We start from the raw sequence: 20988 nt of genomic DNA, 5'->3' as shown, positions 1-20988 counted from the left end.
CGATTGACCCATGATTCAAACCGAACCCGGAGTGGGTTACTTCACCTGATCAGCAGGAACCCAATCCTTCTTGTTGGCATCCCAGCCCTTGCCCGCCAAGCCGAAGGACCGCTCAAACGCCACAATCTTCCAACGATCTTCTTCGGACAGCTTGCTCTTCCATGGCTTCATCTTCGTGTTGGGAACGCCCTCGGAAATGCGCCAGAACCAGACCGAGTCCGAATACAACTTCATGCGATCGCCGTTGCGAAAATCACGAGCGCCCGCCTTCACCGGCTTGCCATCTTTACCATGACAGCTGGCACAATTGACGTCAGGATTTTTGCCGCCGATGTACAGCTCACGCCCCTCTTCCACGATTTTCGGATCGGTCCACCAACCGGCCGGCATGTGCTTATCGGCATATTCCGCAGGAGCAGGCGGCGGCGGAACCACAGGGCCTTCGCCTCCCCCCTCACCCCCACCACACCCGACAACGCCCAACCCAAACCCAACAATACCGATCATCAACGCCCAGCTCTTCATACCTGCATGTTTCATAAAAAAGCCCCCGTTCCTTTCTTCATGCCGACGCCCTCTCCAGCGCCGACACCCATTACCATCGACAGAAAAAAAAGACGCTTCCCTGCGGCGCAACGAGCTGCCACAGCAAAAGCGTCAAGACTCACAATACAACGAGGTCACGTTTGGACTTCCCCGCCTACTTCTTGCTATTCGATCCGGCGAGGAACAATGCCCCACGGACCGCACCCTATTTCTGCCGCTTGCCCTGTCCCTTCTTTCGCCGTTGCTCTTCGCGCATCCGCTTGCGGGAGATCTTTAGCCCAATCCATCCCACAATAGCAACAGCCGCGACCCCCAGCCCGTACAACAACCACTGCGGAGGACCAAGGTCGCGCTCACACCCACTTCCAAAATCAACCCGAAGCTTGCGTTCCGTCTCCAGATCGTTGGGATCGAACTGGATCTTATAATTCTTTTGCTCCCCACCGGCCTCAACCAAGAGCGGGTCGCCGACATTATCGTTATGAAGATGCAGGGTAACTTTATAGTACCCGTCACCATCCGTGGTCACAGTCTGACCGACCGTGATCCGCGTATCCTTGACCAGCACCTCGATATTGGCGCCGGGACGGCCATCTTTTCCGCACACAAACCCTTCGACAGTATATCGATGGTCGGCGGCATGACTCGCGAACACATCCGATGGCACACACCACGCTGCGATCAACCACAAAAGCAGCGCGCCATGATGGGCGGTTTTTCTACTAATCACTCTCCGCCATCGCATACGTGTGATCCGTGCCGGACTGGTTTTCGGCCTCACAAACATCCCGTCCGAAGACTTGCCGCGAGAGGCCTCATCGACACGAATCAGAGCCAATTTTGAGGCCGACTCTTCTAGCATAGCCCCCCCTCTTTGTCAACAAATGGATGGAGTCAAACGGAGGGAGCACCGAGGAAATACGTGGTGGACATTGGGGAGAGGAACCGAACGATTGCGGCCACTGGCGCGGAAGGAGCGGCGACACACCACACACCGGAGCTCGATCAGGCTGCGCAGACGCAGAGGCTCACAGATGGCCGCGCAACTTGGCGTCTGCCGTCACCCGATCGATTTCTTTTTGACGCTCGGATTCCTTCTTCGTGATCCACGCTTCCCAGGATTTCCCTGTGGCCGTGTCTTCGCCGGTGAAGGCAATCGCCACCACCTCAGAAAACGGAATCGTCAGCATTCCGCTGCTCGTGGCTGGGAAAAGCTCCAAGGTGGGCTGCTCGCCGGTCGCGGTGCGATTGAAGAGATACCCCGTCACACGCTCCCCCGACTTGAGCTCAACCGTGACGTCTCCCCGATAATCAAATGCCAGCTCGATCGCCTCTCTCAACTCCGGAAGGGAAGCCGGCCGAAAGGTCCGGCCTTCAAGGCTGCCGGCCTCCGGCGCATGGTACTTTGCGTCGGTCATAGATGTCTCATATCATCTAGAGGGTGATGCGTGAAGCGTTCGGCCGGCTCAGCGACCGAACCGCTTCACGACTGCAGAAATCACACGTGTCCAGGCCCCAACTAACGCGCATTCGGAAGCAGGGTAATCTTCACGGTTTTAGTAAAGCCGGAGAAGGACCCAAAGGTATCCTCCACCGCTGACGCCTCATACCCGCAGTGCACCATACAATCCGCGCACTTTTCGTTGCGCCCGGTGCCATACGAATCCCAATCCGTCTGCTCCATCAGCTCTCGAAAGCTTGATGCGTAGCCCTCTTGGAGCAAATAGCAGGGCCGCTGCCAGCCAAACACGTTATACGTGGGGTTCCCCCAAGGCGTGCATTGATACTCACGCTTGCCCATGAGGAACTCCAGAAACAGCGGCGATTGGTTAAACTGCCACCCCCGCTTCCGATTGCTCAGAATCTTGGAAAACAGTTCGGTCGTGCGACCGCGCTTCAGGAAATGCTGTTGGTCCGGGGCTTTCTGGTAGCTATACCCCGGCGAGATCATCATTCCTTCGACGCCCAACCCCATCATTTCATCGAAGAACTTCCGGACGCGTTCGGGATTGGCATCGTCGAACAGGGTCGTGTTGGTCGTAACGCGATGGCCGCGCTTGAGCGCCGCCTTGATAGCCTTGACCGCCACGTCGTACACCCCGTCACGGCACACTGCCAGGTCGTGCTCGTCTCGCAAGCCGTCCATGTGCACACTGAACGTCAAAAATTTTGACGGAGGATATTCATCCAGTTTTCGTTCCATCAAAATGGCATTCGTGCAGAGATACACGTACCTCTGACGCTCCACGAGTCCCCGCACGATCTCGGGCATCTCGGGATGGATCAGCGGCTCACCGCCCGGAATACTGATGATGGGCGCCGCGCATTCGTCCGCCGCAGCCCAACATTGGGCCGGGGTCAACCGCTTGTCCAGGACATGATCCGGATATTGAATCTTGCCGCACCCCGCACACGCGAGGTTGCAACGAAACAGGGGCTCGAGCATGAGCACGAGCGGATACCGTTTGACGCCCCGAAGCTTCTGGGTCAACACGTACTTGGTCACTGTATACATCTGGGAGACTGGCACAGCCATCCCGCACTCCTATTCTGGTGAATGTGAATGTAACCTACGACTCAGACTTCCGGCCTTCTAGCAGAGAGATCGCGCGGATTCTACCATTGCGATTGAAAAATCGTCAATTTCTCGTCAAGGTCGGCAACTGACGAACCCGCGCGCGATAGTCGAGGAAAAACGCCACAAAAATACTGACGACGAATGCCAGCACCCCCGCGACAGCCACATTCAGCAACACCCGCGGGCGAGTCCGCTTGTCTGCCGGTACAGCCGGATCGAGCACTTGCACCGTCGGCGTGTCCCGCGCCTCAGCAATCTTGGCCTGCTCATGTTGGGACGTCAGCAGGGTAAAGAGGGTCTCCTGGACTTTGACTTGTCGAAAGAGGCGGCCGAACTGCAGGGCTAAATCAGGCACAGCCACCATAGCCGGATGTAGGCGCTCTCCCGACAGCACTCCCTTGGAATCCCTTCCTGTGCCCATTGTGGCCAACTGCTTCTTCAGTTCCGCCACGTTCGAGCGGATTCGAGCGATGTCCGGATTCTCTGGGGAGAGATAGCTCCCCATCACTTGCAGTTGAACCTCTTGCGCCGTGATTTGACCCTGGATGATGGCTGCGGCTTCAATCATGACCTTGGCTTGCGCTTCGACAGCCACCGTCTTGTTCTTCGCCTGAAAATCCCGTAACGCATCCTCAGCCTTGGCCATGCTCTCCATGGTCTCCGTCAGTCGACGTTCGAGGAACGCGCGATTCTGTCCGGCCTTACTCACCGTCACCGTGCGATTTAAACGGTCCAGATTCGCCACATAAAAATTCGCCATATCCGCCGCGACCTGCGGATCTTCGTCTTCCACCACCACCTTGATCACCTTTTCCTTGGTCACGGTAATCCGCAGATGGTCATCCAGTGCTTTCCGAGTATCCACCATCGAGGGCTCTCGATAACGGTCCATCAAATTGAATTTCTTGATAACCTCATCGGCCATCAAACGTGACTTCAAAATTGAGACAAAAACATCCGTGGGCGTGGTCGGCAGCCCGGGCAAACCAAGCCCAAGATTCTGGGCCATCCCGCCAGCCGCTGGAGAAGCGAGTAAGGCGGCCAATGCCCCACCTTCCTTCGACTCCAGTTGCGGCAGGACGGACGAGGCAGATTCGTAGACCTTGGGAAGCAGGAGACTGACCACGAGGGAGACGAAGACGCACAAACTGCAGAAACCGATAATCATCCTCCGCCGGGCGACCAGCACATCCCAGTAGTCGAACAGCGTGGCCGAATTCTCGGCAGCAGGCCTGTCGGTCGAAGGGCGGGGTGGATCCAGGAGGGCGTGGGGGCTATCTGAAGGCCAATCCATGAGCGTTCCGATCGACTAGCGACCAACCACGGCAATGCCGGCCGCGGTCAGAGCCAGACTGCCGATAATACTCGCCACCGTCTGCCACAAAGCCAACTGAGGCGGACGCGCTTCGATTTTCTGCGGCACCACAATGGTGTCCCCCGGACGCATTTCCTTCGCGGAGAGGTAAGAAGAATCGCTCGTTCCGTTCGCTCGCATGACATACATTTCACGTTTGTTGGCATCTTCTGTGATGCCTCCGGCTTGGCGGAGATAGTCATTCAACTCCAAGCCCGGCCGATACACCACCGTGCTGGGGTTTTTGACGGAACCGATAATGCCGACCGTTTGCGGAGGGGTCGGAATGGTGATGCGGTCACGCGATTCCAAAATGACATCGTCTTCAGTCCCTTCCAAACGCTCAATGGAATCCAAACTCACAATCACTCGCCCCAATTCGATCCGTGACGCCGTAGCCTCGAGCTGTTGGAGTCGCAAGGCCAACACCTGCTGTTCGGCCATCGTCCCGCCTGCGGCAGCCATGACGCTTAATCCGGCGGTGCCCGCGGCAATCCCGGCGGATTGCGCCGTCAACCGCTGTCGTTCCGATGCAATAAACCGGTCCAGCTCCGCCTGCTGCTTCAGCTTCACCGACTCACGCACGAGCACGATTCCGTTTGGAAACGCATTGGGCGTGAACCCGCCGGAGCGTTTCAAGACCGAACTGAGGCGCTCCCCGACCTCAATCGTGAAGTACCCGGCCCGCCGCACTTCCCCCTCGACCAAAACCAAAGCCGGCGGTCGCTGTTGACTCGAAATCACCACCTGATCCAATCGACTCAACACGTGGTTGTCCGAGGCCTGCCCTTCGAACACCGCCTTGGGGCTGAAGGGAATCACCTTCGTGAGGTAGGTCGCAGGGTCAGTGCGGATGATCTCCGCCCGATCGGCATAGGCGTCAACCGTGAGTTGCTCGGGAGACAAAATATCCTTCACATGCATCCCGGCGCGATACTCATAAGGCCCTGGGCTTTTCACCGCCCCCACGAGACTGACGACATTGACCACCTGTGTGGGTAACGTCGCCAGCCGGACATAATCGCCGTCCATGAGAATCGGATCGCCGCCTTCAACGCCCAGACGATTTTTTTCCGAGCCCTGTGAGGCGAAGGCTCGCACGAGGTCCACGTCAATCATGTTCCGCTCTTGTAACGCCGGATCCTGTCGAAACAGATGACAGCGTTGGCGATCGGCCAACGGCGTCAGCCCTCCAGCCAAGGTCAGCAATTCCGTCAACCGGGAGCCGGGCTTCATTTCATAAATAGCCGGGCGCTTCACCGATCCACTAACAGCGACGACAGGCCCTAGCGGCGGAACCAGCACCACATCACCAGCTTGCAAGCGGTTATCCTGCCGCCGATCACCCTGCAGCAAGAACTCGTACAGATCCAACTGCCCGACCGTTTTCCCCTCTCGCATTATGCGAATCTGCCGCAAGGAGCCCGATCGAGACGGACCGCAAGCCGCATAGATCGCATTCGAGGCAGTGGCCAACGCGCTGAGTTCATAGGCCCCCGGCCGTGCCACTTCTCCCACGACATACACCTTCATCGTGCGGATACGAGCCATCGACACATGCAATTCGAAGCGCTTCAAGAGCATGCTCAACCGGGCATGGATAGTGCGTTCAGCCTGAGAGAAAGTTTGTCCGCCGACCGGAATGGCGCCGACTTGCGGAATGACGACCATCCCATCGCGTTCGACGGGAGCGATGTAACTACGATTGAAGTTTTGATCCGGCACATTCCAGATGTGAACCGCCAACGAATCCTGCGGGCCGATCACATAGTCCGGCCCCACCGGCACATCCTGCAACGAGGTAAACCCACCCGCATGGGCATCAAAAAAATCATAGCCGAACTGCTTCAAGCGGCTCTTCACTCCCTGCAGCACCGAAAATTGCGCAAAGGCCTCTTCAACTGAAAAATCCTGATGCCGCAATAACTCGGCGGTAAACGGCTTTTGCTGAATCTGTTGTTTTTGCTGATTCATCTGACTTTGAAGCTGTCCCTGCATGCCACCAGTGGCCCCCTGCACGGCAGATTGCAGCCCTTGCAACTGAGACACGCCCTGCTTCTCTCGCTCTACTTGACTCTGCAACTCGAGGCCACGCTTCTCTTTTTCTGCCTGTAGCCGTTCCAGTTGTCGGTCGCGTTCTTCTTCCTCCTGCCGCATTCGTTGCTCGACGGACGTGGGCAGCAAACTATTCGCCGCCATCGGCCAATAGTCGTTCAAATTCGGCACCGTGTTTTCAGGTGAGAGGTCGGGGGCTGTAGGAATCGGACAGGGCGCATGTTGAGGCACAATCGGTTGAGTCGCCGTCGGATTGGTGACGATGGCCTGTCCGGGAGGAGTCGGCAACCCGTAGTTTCCAAATGGGAGAAACGGCGACAGTTGGTTACCGAGTGACGGCCCGCCGGCTGACGGTATGGACGAGGGTGGCAGCACGGGATTCGTCAGCGTCTGCGCCAGCAGAGAAGGAGGGAGCACGATGCTTCCTACCAGCATCCAAATCACCATGCGCATCCAGCCGCTTGACACAGGATCACGACCGACGGAGCGCACCAGCTCTTTGATTGCTCTATACATAGAATCGAGACGGCCCCAGCCTGTGGATAACGACTGTAGGTTCTAATCCAAAGTCACCGGTTCAGTCAAACGAGCGCGAATCGTGTGCGGCTAAAATTGAACGGCCACGGCGGTCCATAACAAATGGTTCTTTGCTGTCACGCCGGCGGCAAAGGTTTCGGCAAAGGGTGTAATGGCTGATATCTGCCCGGGATTCGTCAGGCGCTGAAACGTGTACCCCCCCATGAACTGCACATTTTTCGACCACCACCAGGTGAGATCCACGGCCGCTTCCCGCTTCTTTTCATGAACCGGCTGCCCGCGATCCCGCTCTTGAAGGTTAAAGTTCGCTCCCAACTGTAATGTGTCGGTCAGATATCGGGTGGTGCGTACAAAAAAGTCGGTCGCGTCGGTGCCCATATGGTGGCCCAACGGAAACCCGCGATGCCGCATGCCGCTGGTGTAGGTCCCGTTGTTGTACCAAACCTGCCCCAACTCCGGGTGCCGACGCCGGCCATAGTCCGAATCCGCATATTCGATCCGAAGGTCCATGGTATCGCCTTGGAACACCTGCGGAATATAAATACCGCCCAGGAACGCAGCCCGGCTGGGGATGGGAAGTTGCGACCATTTGTCTTCGGTCCCGATTTCTCCATACAGCTGAAGGCCGGCAGGAAAGGGAATCAGGTAGGGAATCGACGGAATTCTGAGACGGAAATCGGCCATCCCCTGTTCATTGACGTCCTTGTCAGCCCCCTGATTCGCCGGATGGATGTAGGTATCCACCACCGTCTCCGGAAAGGATTGGTCACGTCCGCGTCCGCCAAACTGCGTCAAGCGGGTCAGCCCGAGTTCCAACCACGAAGTCGGCAAGTAGCTGATCCGGAGGCCAAACACTCGGGCCCGTGAGAAATCGCGATTGCGTTCCATTTGTCCGAGGAACGCATTGACCTTCCAGTCGCCAAGCCCGCTGAGAACTCCCGGCAATTGGAACGGGCGCTCCGTGCCAAGCTTGATCATCTCCATCGGAAACGCGTGATCGGTCAGCAACAACGACCCGTGATAGCCGGGCCCCCACCATTGCGTCCCCCGCCCGACCTCGAGCGCAATGTTCGCGTAACTCAATTTGAGGCTGAACTCGCGCAGGTAGAAATTGTCGCTATTGTTCGTCGCGCCCAGCCCCAACAGATGGCGATTACTGATGAACTTCGGCTGCACCATCACCGCGGCCCAGTCGCTCAATTCGGCCCACGCGCGGACATCGGTTTGATTCTGAACGCCGTTCACCGAATATTCCCCGCCGCGATTCTCACGGAACCGCACGGTTTGGCCGCCGCCGATGGAGGAGGCATCGAACTCCGACGTAACACGGGCACCGAACCGTAACGAACCGGTGTGATCGTCGGAGCGCGCACGGACGGTGCCCAGACGAATGAGTTCCGGACGGAACTCCACGAGCAATCGTTCCAGAAGGGGTTCGGCAATCGCCTCTCGCCCGTCCAACTCGACCTCATCTGCGCGGACCCGCTCGATGGCGCGAGTCACATATTGCGCCGCCTGCATACGGCTGAACGGTTTGGCACCGATCAACGCGCGGTCGATCACCCCGAGCGCAATCAGGCGCTCAATGGCGTCATAACTCCAGTGATGCAGCGGCACATTGCTGGAGGCCATGGCAATTCCACTCAGAAGGAGCCACAGCACCAGGCCGAGATTAAGTACGAATGAACGGCGACAGATTTTCACAAGGCAGGCCGAGCTGGAGCAACAAGAGAGGGTATGACCATGAGTCCTGAGGCCGGACTCTCCGCCAAAGCAGGGTGGCGACGCATCATTCCCGCCTGTGTGGAACATTCGGCGCCACGCCGGCGACCGTTGCGATACCGGTAGGCGACTGGCTAGGGTCTTCGGACAAGGGGCCGTCGGTCTCGCCGCCCCCCTCGTGGATCAACGATGTGCCCGCCGGGCCGTAGGTGGGGAGGATGGCCCCGAGGAGCGCTAGGACCTTTGACACATTGCCCTCCGCCGCAGATTCCTCCAGTCTGGCCACGAGCCCGGACAACTGAGCGAGATCGCGCGCAGGATCAGGCCGGATACAGAGCACGTTGGCCACTGAGGTTGCCTCCACCGTTTCGTGACCGGCAACCAGTTCCTCCGTCAGTTTCTCGCCCGGCCTGCAGCCAAGATAGGTCAAGAGAATATCTTTGTCGGGAACCAATCCGGAGAGACGAATCAGATTACGCGCCATCTCGAGCACACTGATCTGCTCGCCCATCTCCAGAACGAAGAGCTCCCCGCCCCTGGCCAACCGCGCTGCTTGGAGCACCAGATGGACGGCCTCGGTCATCAACATGAAATAGCGACGCATGTTCGGGTCCGTAATCGTCACCGGCCCGCCCGCTTTGATCTGCTCCAGAAAAAGCGGGACCACACTGCCGTTGCTACCCAACACATTCCCGAATCGCACGGTGGCAAACACCGTCCGGGACGTTCGGGCCAACCTCTGCACGAGCAGCTCCGCCACCCCCTTGCTCGCCCCCATCACGCTGACCGGATTCACCGCCTTATCGGTCGAGATCAGAATGAACCGATCCACTTCATGTCGATGGGCGGCTTCCGCGACCACCCTGGTCCCGCCGACATTGTTCAAAACCGCCTCGCAGGGATTTCCCTCCATGAGCGGCACATGCTTATGCGCAGCGGCATGAAACACCAGTGTCGGGCGATACTCGGCAAACAACCGGTTCATCTGGCCGACCTCGGTCACATCGCCGATCACCGGAACAACGATCGTTCTCCCGGCCGACGCCAATTCGTTCGCCACCGCAAACACGCCGTTCTCAGAGCGATCCAGCAATACCAACGAGACAGGATCCAGTCCGGCGATCTGCCTGCACAATTCCGAGCCGATCGACCCGCCGGCTCCGGTCACCAGTACGCGCTCCCCCCGCACCAGTGTGCGAAGCGGTTCAGGATCCAGATCGACAGGGAGCCGGTCCAACAGGTCCTCGATGGACAAATTCCGTATCTGACTGACCGCCACCCGGCACTGCAACAGATCCCGCAAGTTCGGGAGCGTTTGAATCGGGAGATGGAACGGCTCCAACGCCTTCACCACCACCCGAATCGCAGCGGGCTCGGCACTCGGCATCGCCACCAACACCACGTCGGGACTCTGCGTTGCGATGACATGGGGCAGGCACTCCCTGCCTCCCAGGACTCTCACCCCATGAATGCGGTGCCCGACTTTTACCGGATTGTCGTCAATGAACCCGATCGGTCGATAACCGAAGGAAGGATGGCTGCGCATTTCCCGCACGATCATGGCTCCGGCACCTCCGGCACCCACGATCAGCACCCGCTTCCCATCGGTCCCAAGCCAGCGCGCCTCCCGAAGCAAACGAGGAAGGACTCGCAGCCCGGCCAGCAGGCACAGCAGCAGCAACGCATCGATGACAACAATCGAAGACGGATAGGCCCGCATCTCCAGCCCGAATCGCACCACCCCGGCAAAAGACAACGAGCTGACGGCGATGCTCAGCGCAAGATTACGGAGATCCCAGAGACTCGTATACCGCCAGATTCCATCGTAGAGCCGGAAGAGGTAGAAGGTGAGCGCCCTGATCGTCAGCAGGAGCGGAAGCATGGCCACGAACAGGTCCCATTCCTGTGCGGGAATGTTCCCATCGAAGCGAAGTAGAAACGCCAGCCAGTTCGAGAGCACTGACAGTCCTACGTGGCCGGCAAACAACAGCAGGCGCCGCTGGCCCGCGGAGAACGAGATAAAGAACTCACGACCCATGAGATATCCCCGGCGAGCCCACTTCGTCGGACTCAACTTTCATCATTCGGGTTGGCAGGATACCTTGTCTTGAATGATCGAATCCAGCCCCCGACCGGGACTGGCCATAGACCAGCCTGCCACGGTCACCGGGCTGCACCGGAGCATCCGACACTCAGCCGTGCCGCCTCGTACCCATCAATGTTTTCACGATGATGAAGATATCAACGAAAACGGACGACCGGCGAAGATCGTTCTTGGCGAGACGAATTTTCTCGGGGAGGATCATCGTAACGTACACCTGATCCGCATCCTGGGCTCTGCCTAAAATGGCAGCCTCATCGCGATAGACGATCGAGGCCGTATCGGTAATCCCTGGCCGAACGGTAAGCAGTTCCTCATAATCTTTTCGAAACATCTCGACATAGCGGGGGATCTCCGGACGCGGGCCCACCAAGCTCATATCCCCTGCGACGACATTAAACAATTGTGGGAGTTCGTCCAGTTTGGATCGCCGGAGCCATCGTCCGACCTCGGTAATTCGACTGTCCTCTCCCACCGTCAGACGCAGATCGTCGGATTTGGCCCGCATCATCGTACGAAACTTGAGGATCTTAAACGGTCGAAAGTGTCTTCCTATTCGTTCTTGTCGAAAAAACGCCGGCCCAGGGGAATCGATTCTGACCAGCAGTGCTATAGTCACAAACACAGGCGCGAGAAGAACAATTCCCAGCGTGGAGATCAAGATATCGAATCCGCGCTTGATCACCGCCGGTATTGTGCGACAACAGTCCGTACTGCACGAATCACTGCTTGCACATCCTCCTGGGCCATCTTCGGGTAGATAGGGAGGGAAATAATTCGATCAAACACCGCACTGGCCTGAGGAAAATCCTCGGATCGGTAGCCGAACGTCTTCCGATAATAGGGCTGCAGGTGGAGCGGGATAAAATGAACCGATGCACCGATATTTTCCTTTTTCAACGCGTCGATAAATTCGTTTCTCGAAATTCTCAATCGACTCAACTCTAATTGAATGACGTACAAGTGCCAGGCATGATCCACATGAGTTTCTGCCCGAGGGCAGTGCAGCTCCGGGAGGTCGGCAAAGGCCGCGCTGTACATTGCGGCAATCTCCGTCCGTGCAATGAGAAACTGATCGGATTTCTCCAGCTGAACAAGACCGATGGCTGCAGAAATATCGGTCATGTTGTATTTAAACCCGGGAAATTGAATCTCATAGAACCATGACCCGGCGGCCGTATAGCGATTCCAGGCATCCTTCGTGATCCCATGCAGCGTCATACAACGCATGTGATTAGCCCGTGCAGCATTGTCGGTAGTAGCCATCCCTCCCTCTCCTGTGGTGAGGGATTTGGTGGCGTAAAACGAGAAGCACGTGACATCACTGATGCCCCCTATCTGCCGATCTCGATACTGCGCTTGGAACGCATGGGCTGCATCCTCAACCACAGCCAACTGGTGTCGCTGAGCAAGGTCACGAATTTGATCCATTTCACACGGATACCCGCCGAAATGCACGGGCACAATGGCTTTGGTGCGGCTGGTTATGGCGCGGTCAAGGGCATTGAGGTCTAGATTGAGTGTAGCCGACTCACAATCGATCAAAACCGGCTTTGCCCCCAGGTAGTGGACCACCTCTGCTGTCGCTGCGAAGGTCATTGTCGGAACCATCACCTCATCGCCCACGCCAACACCGAGCGCTTCCAAGGCGATGTGGAGCGCGGCCGTTCCCGAGTTCGTGGCCACCGCATACTTAGCTCCTACCCGTCTAGCAAACTGCTCCTCAAATTCTCTGACTCTGCCACCTGTCGTAAGCCAACCTGACCGGAGAGTCTCACCCACTGCCGCGATTTCCTCTTCGCCGATCGAGGGGGCATGGAAAGGAATCCAGCGCTCATTCATCGCAGCACATCTTCCGGATGGTCCCGACGTAGTGTGTGCGGAGAAACGGCAGCAAGCTCAAGAGATGACAGGCCATCCAAGAAGCAGAGGCGATCCGTCTCCATTTCGATTGGTGTCGGCCCATACCCAACCAACCAGCATCAATGAGGTTCGTGAATTATCGTGAGAGAGGTGTTGTGGCCCCATCGAAAGCGCCTTGCTTCGGCAAGCACCACAGGGTCAGCACGCGTTGGAGAAATCCAACTCCGTAACTGAGATGAATCGTCAAGAAAACAACCGGCATCCAGAGACCGCACAGCCACCCATCTTTGATGCCGATCTGGGCACCTAGGGCGAGTGTTGCGAGCAAATAGGTGGCTGCCAAGCTAAAGAATAAAAAAAGCGACTTGGGAAGCCACACCCCCAGGGCCAAAGAAAACGCTCCTGCCAAGACCATGATGGCGGGGACCAGTTGCCTTCCGGTCATAATTCTACCGAGCTTATGTGCAGTGAGTGGCTTAAAATATCCATATTGATAATACATACGCCACAACTTAGACAGCGAGTTTCGCGCCACATAAAAGGCATATACATCGGGTACGAGCAACACCCGCCCGCCCTGACCAATGAGACGATGATTGAACTCGTCGTCTTGATTTCTGATGAATTGCTCGTCAAACAGGCCAACCGTCTTGAACAGCTCCTTCTTGAAGCACCCCCCCCATACCGTATCCACACGTTTAGGTTCAGTGAGCCCAACTTGATAATGCGACGTCCCGACGCCAAAGGGGTGTGACACACCACGAGCAATGGCAACGGCCATGGGCGTTTGATCAGCCGGAACCGCAATTCGTACGCCTCCGACATTGTCCGCGCCCGTTTTGCGTTGCCACTCTACCAACTTTGATATGTAATCGACAGGGTACGTCGCATGAGCGTCCATCCGGATGAGGACATCTCCTTTGGCTTGCTGAATCCCCACGTTCAAGGCCGCAGGAGTCGTTCGTTTTGGGTTATCCAGCATTCTTACCGATGGATGATGTGCGGCTATTCGTTCGACTTCCTTTCGCGTCCCATCATCACTCAGCCCGTCAACCACAAGAATTTCAGCCAGATCCTTCGGATACGAATTGGCAAGGATGGAGAAAAGGCAGCTTCCTATGAAGCGCACTTCATTACGGCAAGGAACAATGATCGTAATGAATGGAGTAGTAATAATATTGACCATCAACCTAGCTTATCCATGAAAGGGCTTTCGCCCTTACCGAAAGAAGCAATTAGGATCTCATAGTCATTCGAACGCCGCGCTTGCATGACACGATGCATAACAGATAGCCAAGACCCATGCCCATTACCATTCCCTTAAGCCCAGGAATTCCGCTACGAATAGAAATAGGATAGGCTGCAACAAGCCCTGAAAAAACAAACTGACCCGTTACACTGACGCATGCAAACCTGAATGCTCCCCAGTGAAGAGCTCCTAGCAATAGCGCCGCGACTACCGTCGCGCCTAGCCCATAATTCATATAACAATCCGTCATTAAATTTATACCCCATCCAAGACGCGCTGGCAGCCCGGCGGCCGCTGCATAGTGCTCGTATGGGCCCTCTTCCGGTCGGTCTTCTGCCCAAAATCGCGGCAACATGATCTGCGTGAGATAGGTAAGGGATCCTCCCGGGTATGGCTCAATCCGATTTGACATAACAATATATTGTGAAAATGCCGTCCGTGACTCAGCATTCACGACGATTTGGCCCACCGCTTCGCTCAAAAGCTCAGATGGTCCAGCAGACTCCTTCGCTTCGCGGAACACACCAATGGCGATAAGAGGAACGACGAATAGCAATACGAGAAAGATTGCTCGCGCGCTTCGAATTCCACGAAAACTCGCGAGAACTACCGCCGCCAGGCCTCCCTCCAAGAGCGTCACTCTATCCCCTAACGCCATCATAGAACCGAAAAGGAGCACTCCACTGATGATCACTAGCGCCCAAAATATCGCAAATAATCGGCCTGTTGGGATGACTAATCTGTTGCTTAATCCAATTCCTGCGACGAAAAGAATGCAGAGGCTCATTGAGGTAATACTCAACATCCATTTCAGCAATCCAACATAGGCGCCCAATTGCTCTCCAGACTTGAATGCCAGATAAGCCGATTCACCACTGCGGAGATAGGTTAAAACAAAATCAATCCAGGGCAGGATACCGATTACAAAAGTCCCAACGCCCAGAATAAGTAATGGCCACCCTCGCAAGTAAAGTGTGTCGTCTTGCATTTTGTGAAGGCGGTGCTCCCGCAGCGGCAGAATGCTCCAGACCAACAAATAAGTATTGGCAAATAGGAGGCTCACCACCGCCGCACCCCAATAGTGGTGATCGTAGGAAATGAAGTAGGGGAAACCATCGTACCAATAGTCTCCCAAACTGTACCCTAAAGCCTCATAAAAAAAGACAACGACATAACCGTGCAATAGGTAGTTATAAGATAAGATGAGCAATAGAAGGACGCTAACGGATCTGGTTCTTGCCAATACACGAAGACAAAGAGCCACAAATAATGCAAATAGTACGACTGCAACGGCTTCCACGGATCTACGCCTCAACTACTTTCAACTGACTTGCTATGGCATCACCTACCTTCTGTATCGAAACCGAAGTCATACATTTCTGCGAAATCGGACATTTCAAAAAGAGGGAGGTCTCGAAGCATGGCATACAGGACAACGTATGCTCTGTTTTTACGACTAGATTCTTATTCCCCAATGGCCGCGTCTGATCAATTCTCGTAGGCCCTGCTACGGTCACTACTGGCACGCCAACTGCAGCCGCAACATGCCCCAACCCAGTATCACCGCACAGGAAAACATTGGTCCTAGCTATCAAGGCGGCCACAAGGCCTAAAGGCATGCCCTGAAATCGGACTACTTTGCCCGAGATATCCTGTGATCTAATCCCAAAGATACCGTCTTCGGGGCCAAAGAATAGAGCGACCTTTCCCTCGGGGTAGTCGAGCAAGAATTTTGAAATAATTTCCCAACACCATTCCTCTGGAAGCTTCTTAACCTGTTCATACAATCCACAGCCCGGATGCAAGCCCAACACAGTGTGCCCCTCAAGCCCACGAAGTCTCCATTCGGCTGCTACCTCGGCTTCTGAGCACTGATTCAATTTAAATCTTGCAGGCAAATTCTTGTCAATTCCTGCACGGGGAAACAACAATCTCAGGATGTCAATATTGTCGGAGCTCCGATGATTCGGAGGTTTTGCGAGGCGCCAATGCGTATACCCGCACCCCCTACGACCAATTCCATCACCGGCAATCACCTTCAGCCCAGACAAGAACCTTAATAGGAAAGCAATCCTCGGTGAAAGCCGACTTGCGACAATTCCGACGTCAAAACATTCATATCGAAGACGAACAAAAAACATAAGTATGTCTAATACTGAGCTCTCTCGAAATGAGAAGACCCTCACTTCGTCGCATAGATCAGAGTCTCGAATCACATCGCCAGCTGCAAATGAACCAGCCACAACAGTCACATGCGCGGTCGGCAACTCGGCCCGCAGAGCCTGCAGCATTGGAGTAGTCATGACCATATCTCCAATACCCCACGTCTGAACTACCAGAACTTTCCTCATGTCACTTCAACCAATCGACGATTCTGATTAGGAGGCTAATACGCAGCACATTGCTAGTTTGCTCAAAAACGGCCCCCAAAATGCCGCTTTTGACACCGAGATTAGACCGAGCACTAGAACGAGAGGGAATAACACCGCGCAGGTCAGAATCCACCCGGTGTTACTTACTAGGCATCTAGTTAAAGCGACCCCGAATGCCAGCGGAATCAGCGACACTCCCGCCGCCCAATACCCTTGTCCGGGCTCGGTGAGGGCTCGTTGCTTGTCATCGAGAAAGTCGGACCATCCCCCCAAGTGCTGGATGAGGAAGAACTGAGAAATGAGTCCCACACAAATGAGCAACGGCAAGAGAAGGCTGACTCGCTCGCTGTTCCAAGTTACTGGCAACGAAGGCAGCATCCGAGCTACGTAACGACCGAAATTCGAATAGTACCCTATGAAGAAACAGATCAAACTAGGAATCAGATACAGTATTGCCCGCGTAACCGCCTGCACTGTTTGGTGATCAAATGGTGGGGAGAGAAATGCCGATCCAAGGGTAAGGTCGAAGATCGCTCGCACCACAAAGAGTAAAAGAAAAAATGCCGACGCCCAATACACGGGCTCGAAGATATCCTTCCTCGTTTTGAGGAATAGAGCTCCAAAGGGAATCGCAGCGATACCGGTGAGCACCGCGAGCAACAGATATAGGGTCGGATCTTCCATTGTCACGATCAGAATGAAGCAGCTACCGTGCCATGGCCATTCGTTAGTACGGGATCCGGAATGGCTTCAACTACGAGCAAATCGCACTTTTTGCCTGACGACGTAAGAGAGGTAGCCGGCCTCCAGCAGCGTTTGAAACCCAACTGCGACAACATAGCTCCAAACAAGACCGTTTCGCCCCACCGAGTTGAACAACGCATAGCTCAAGCCCATCTGCAGCATGTATCGACTGGAATAGATCACGGACACCGCATGCATTCGGCCATCGTTGAAGAGTGGTACCAACAACACTCTCGAAATCGCCTCAGCAGGTAATCCCCAAATGGCCAATTTCAACAGGTTTGCAGTCGCACTCGCCACGGACGCGTCGAACTTGCCACCGCCAAGGACGAACTCAATGACTTCTTGTGCATTGCCATAAATTACTGCACCTACCAACACCGTGAGGCACAGTAGACCGCCACAAGTGGCGAATAGAATATATTGGGCAGACGCGACATCACCAGACTGCATATAGCGGATATAGCGAGGCCCGATGATCAAGGCGATTGGCTTGGCAGCTAATATCGTAAGAGGATAGATCAGCGCCAAGGCATACGACAACACAGCGATGGTTCCCACCCCATCCAGAGACCCCAGTCTTCGCATGTATGCTAACGCCGCCTGAGCCAAAATGGAGGTGAGAAACAGCCCAACCCCTTGACGTAGAACGTGCTGGATCTCAGCATTCGTGGCACTCAGACCTGGTTGGTATTGAATCTTGGTAACCCGGCTAAAAATGATCCACACGAAGAAAAGTCCACAGAAGCCAGACACGCACAATGATATTGCTGTCTCATTGAGAGAGGGCGTGTATCCAAAAATCAACCATCCGCCAATGAGCCCGACTCGGCTGAGTAGTTGATATATCTCATTGCCGACGGGTACTTCATACGCCGTCAGGATGGCACTCAGAAGTGACCCCACCCCCAAAACAACCACCAGTGGCATGAACAGGAGAATGAGCTGTTGCGCCTCACGCTGGGCAGATTCCTGGAGCCCAGGAGCGAGCAACTCCGTAAACGGAGCCACAAAGATAACGCTCAGCGATATCGCACATGCCGAAAATGCCAGCAGGTAATTGAGCATGCCTGAGAACATCGCATTGGCTCTAACGCCCTCACTTCTACGCATACTTGAAAATTGGGTAGTTATGATCGCCTCAAGGAAGGTGACACCACTCACGCTTATCACCAGAAAAGGGATTGAATAGGCAACGTCGAAGGCGTCTTTGTGCGCTGACGCTCCCCAATTCGAGGCTAGAAACTTTATGAACAGGTATCCAATCAGTATATTGAGCACAATTTGTGCTGTGAGTGCCCAATGCCTGAGAATGTCTTTCGTTATACTCATTAAAAATAACGAGGTTGCGCCCCTACTGTTCTCGAAATAGATCGCGTGCAACACGACGCGATGATCCTAAGCCAACTCTTGTAGCCCTGGATCGACGACACGCACTCATCTCTTTAAATTCGGTGGACGAGTGCGCCCAATCGTTGCACTCGCTCCACTCGCCGAGGTGCATATAGCAATTGACGCGGCACCTTCCCGATTCTTATCATCGGCCCCCGAACGTGAAATCCCTGGCCACACATCGCCTTCCCTGTAGCCCATTCCGGGCAGGGTTGCTCGCGCTCATCATCTTGCTCTGCCACGATCCGCTCCTCGCCGAAGAAGCTGAGCAGGCAACCACTCCCCATCTGGTCGACATGCGCTTCTCCGTTTCCACCTTCGCGCTCAATCTCGAAAAACAGGGGTTGGAAGACAATACCTTCACCAATGGGCTGGGGCGCGACACCACACTCATCGGCACCCTCGTGAACGCCTCGATCTACAAACGCCTGCTCCCCACCCTCGAGGCTGAGCTCGGCGTGTTTGCCAATATGCCATTCGGGCATGAGACCGAGGTTTCCCAAGTCCGTCCGATCCTGCGCCTCACTTACCAGCCGACCAAACAAATCAGCGCGGTGATCGGTACCCTTCACGTCCCGCACCAAGAATTCCATAACGCCGTGTTCTACCGGGGCAATCGCTTCTTGCGCCCCATAGAACAAGGGGCTCAAATGCTAGTGGATACCGAGTTCTATCGGCAAGACCTGTTTATCAACTGGGAACAGGCTTTTCGAGGTTCCGCAACCAACCGCTTCGATGTCGGATATGCCGGGCAACTGAAGTTTGGCCCCCTGCATTTCAATGGACAAACCCACTGGGTACACAACGGGCAGGCCCTCTTCAAACTCGACCGGTCGTTCCAAGCTGGCGACAACCTCGTGATCGCCGCTGGCCCCGAGCTGGTCCTGGAACCGTCCCGCTACTTCCCGGCGCTCCCCTGGTGGAATCAGCTCGGCATCCGCTTCACCTACCTGACGAGTTACAACCAAACGGAGGCCGGCACAGAGGCGACCCGCGGGCGAGGATACGAACTCCAAACCTGGCTCGATCTGGCCGGATGGCGTCCGTACCTTGCCTTCTGGAAAGGCCGCAATTTCCTCAGCCAGCAGGGCGATCCAGAGTTCCGGGCAAGCAACTTTCCAGAAATCGGTCTCTCGAAGACGATCCGCTTGGGCAACCGCGCGTCCATCGAGTTCGGAGCACAAGCTCGACGCATCCGGGCATTTTTTACCGAAGATAGCCGCACCTATTTCACGCGCGACACCTTCAAGTGGGTGAATCAGGAATATATTGTATTCAATTGGAACTGGGACACCAATCACGCGGACCTGATTGGAGACGTCTGGAATTCTCTCTCACGGCCGTTTGGCGATCGCGAAGAACCCGAAACAACACGCCGATTCTTTGCCAAATTGGACGCCTTGACCTACATGTACAATATTGCCTATCCCGGCATGCGCCAGGTCGGTGGAGTGCCCGTCTCCGATCACACCTTTGCCGGTCAATACCTTTCTCCGGTGCTTCAATACCGAGTCAGTCCACAGCTGACGCTTAACGCCGGCTTTTTCACCGGCCTACCGGTGGGAGCTACCCAACGGTTTCATACCGTACAGCCGATTCTGTCTGCCGAATACGAAATGATCCCAGATATACAGCTGATAGCCGGCACCCTTCATCGCAACCATCCCTTCGTGGACGCGCTGTTCAACGATACGATGTTGTTCACCCGCCCGATTGAACAGGGCTTCCAGTTACTCATGAACCGAAAACACTACCAGCAAGACGTCTTCATTAATTGGAATCAAATCGAGACCTTCCAGAAGGCAGAACGCTTCGATGTGGGCTACGCCGGACGTGTGGCAGCCGGTCACTTCGCATTCAACGGCCAAGTCTACTGGTCCCATTCCGGCGGTGCACAATACTCTGAATCAAGGACATTTTTCGGACCGGGCATTCCGCGTGATCGGCCAGCCGGCAACAATTTCTTGACGGCCTTCGGACCTCAATTCACGTTTCAACCCAGGCAGTACTGGTCGCAGCTCTCGTGGTTTCGCGAAATCGATGTCATGGCCCTCTACCTGACTAGCCAGAATGAGCCGACGCAAAGCGGTTCCCCGATCGTCCGTGGTCGCGGGTATCAATTGACAGCGGGGTTGAATCTCGATGGGTGGCGCCCCTATATCACCTTGTGGCGAGGAGAACACTTCGTCACGGAGCGCGGCGACCCAGCCTACTATGCAGGCGATTTTACCGAATTCGGCCTGGTGAAAGACGTCGCCTTACCCGCAGGATTCGTCCTCCGCATCGGCGGATTCGGACGGGTGATCGAAAATCGTGTCTCACACACCGAGTATGCGCTGCTTAATTGGTCCTGGGATCAGTCTACCTGGCGAGGATATTGTCTGCGGCCAACCTTGCTCCATCAGAGCGAGACATCGTGTACCCACTGAGACGCACTTCTCTCTTGCCACCTCGAATGAAGCCCGTTAGAGTAGC

General features: G+C 55.6%; 16 protein-coding genes. 1 reads left to right on the top strand and 15 read right to left on the bottom strand.

The window, feature by feature from the left end; genetic code table 11:
- Nucleotides 1-36: 36 nt before the first annotated feature.
- The 15 genes from V9G17_13440 to V9G17_13370 form a co-directional block, all read right to left on the bottom strand.
- Complete coding sequence (locus V9G17_13440) at nucleotides 37-540, bottom strand: c-type cytochrome (GenBank protein MEI2753601.1); 504 nt, start codon at nucleotides 538-540, stop codon at nucleotides 37-39.
- Between the two features lie 211 nt (nucleotides 541-751).
- Nucleotides 752-1291, bottom strand: a complete 540-nt coding sequence (locus tag V9G17_13435) for a carboxypeptidase-like regulatory domain-containing protein (protein ID MEI2753600.1) — start codon at nucleotides 1289-1291, stop codon at nucleotides 752-754.
- Nucleotides 1292-1574: 283 nt separating this feature from the next.
- Entirely contained in the window at nucleotides 1575-1964 is a 390-nt protein-coding gene (locus tag V9G17_13430) for a hypothetical protein (GenBank protein MEI2753599.1), read from the bottom strand.
- A 101-nt stretch (nucleotides 1965-2065) separates the two neighbouring features.
- Nucleotides 2066-3082 carry an adenosyl-hopene transferase HpnH gene (gene hpnH, locus V9G17_13425; GenBank protein ID MEI2753598.1) on the bottom strand — a complete coding sequence of 339 codons (1017 nt, stop codon included), beginning with the start codon at nucleotides 3080-3082 and terminating at the stop codon, nucleotides 2066-2068.
- Between the two features lie 103 nt (nucleotides 3083-3185).
- On the bottom strand, nucleotides 3186-4418 hold the full coding sequence (locus tag V9G17_13420; GenBank protein ID MEI2753597.1) for a GNVR domain-containing protein: 1233 nt from the start codon (nucleotides 4416-4418) through the stop codon (nucleotides 3186-3188).
- A 15-nt stretch (nucleotides 4419-4433) separates the two neighbouring features.
- Nucleotides 4434-7049: an SLBB domain-containing protein gene (locus tag V9G17_13415; GenBank protein MEI2753596.1), complete on the bottom strand. Its 2616-nt coding sequence runs from the start codon at nucleotides 7047-7049 to the stop codon at nucleotides 4434-4436.
- A gap of 90 nt (nucleotides 7050-7139) precedes the next feature.
- Nucleotides 7140-8702 carry a capsule assembly Wzi family protein gene (locus V9G17_13410; protein MEI2753595.1) on the bottom strand — a complete coding sequence of 521 codons (1563 nt, stop codon included), beginning with the start codon at nucleotides 8700-8702 and terminating at the stop codon, nucleotides 7140-7142.
- 157 nt (nucleotides 8703-8859) lie between these two features.
- Nucleotides 8860-10830 carry a nucleoside-diphosphate sugar epimerase/dehydratase gene (locus V9G17_13405; GenBank protein ID MEI2753594.1) on the bottom strand — a complete coding sequence of 657 codons (1971 nt, stop codon included), beginning with the start codon at nucleotides 10828-10830 and terminating at the stop codon, nucleotides 8860-8862.
- A 154-nt stretch (nucleotides 10831-10984) separates the two neighbouring features.
- Nucleotides 10985-11578 carry a sugar transferase gene (locus V9G17_13400; GenBank protein ID MEI2753593.1) on the bottom strand — a complete coding sequence of 198 codons (594 nt, stop codon included), beginning with the start codon at nucleotides 11576-11578 and terminating at the stop codon, nucleotides 10985-10987.
- The gene (locus tag V9G17_13395) at nucleotides 11575-12735 is read right to left on the bottom strand and encodes a DegT/DnrJ/EryC1/StrS family aminotransferase (GenBank protein ID MEI2753592.1); all 1161 of its coding nucleotides are present in this window, start codon (nucleotides 12733-12735) and stop codon (nucleotides 11575-11577) included. The genes V9G17_13400 and V9G17_13395 overlap by 4 nt, the downstream gene beginning before the upstream one ends.
- A 157-nt stretch (nucleotides 12736-12892) precedes the next feature.
- Complete coding sequence (locus tag V9G17_13390) at nucleotides 12893-13942, bottom strand: glycosyltransferase family 2 protein (protein ID MEI2753591.1); 1050 nt, start codon at nucleotides 13940-13942, stop codon at nucleotides 12893-12895.
- Nucleotides 13943-13991: 49 nt separating this feature from the next.
- Nucleotides 13992-15305, bottom strand: coding sequence for a hypothetical protein (locus tag V9G17_13385; protein MEI2753590.1), 1314 nt, complete (start codon nucleotides 15303-15305; stop codon nucleotides 13992-13994).
- 4 nt (nucleotides 15306-15309) lie between these two features.
- A complete protein-coding gene (locus V9G17_13380; protein ID MEI2753589.1) occupies nucleotides 15310-16356 on the bottom strand; it encodes a glycosyltransferase family 9 protein in 1047 nt (348 codons plus the stop codon).
- Nucleotides 16357-16383: 27 nt separating this feature from the next.
- Nucleotides 16384-17061, bottom strand: coding sequence for a hypothetical protein (locus V9G17_13375; protein MEI2753588.1), 678 nt, complete (start codon nucleotides 17059-17061; stop codon nucleotides 16384-16386).
- A gap of 66 nt (nucleotides 17062-17127) precedes the next feature.
- Nucleotides 17128-18507 (bottom strand): lipid II flippase MurJ, encoded by a 1380-nt coding sequence (locus V9G17_13370; GenBank protein MEI2753587.1) that lies wholly within the window; start codon nucleotides 18505-18507, stop codon nucleotides 17128-17130.
- 167 nt (nucleotides 18508-18674) lie between these two features.
- Between V9G17_13370 and V9G17_13365 the strand changes: the two genes are divergently transcribed.
- Entirely contained in the window at nucleotides 18675-20942 is a 2268-nt protein-coding gene (locus tag V9G17_13365; protein ID MEI2753586.1) for a hypothetical protein, read from the top strand.
- Nucleotides 20943-20988: the final 46 nt, after the last annotated feature.

The sequence above is a fragment of the Nitrospira sp. genome (genome assembly GCA_037045225.1).
GTDB lineage: Bacteria > Nitrospirota > Nitrospiria > Nitrospirales > Nitrospiraceae > Nitrospira_A.
This window is presented reverse-complemented; position numbering and strand designations above follow the sequence as displayed.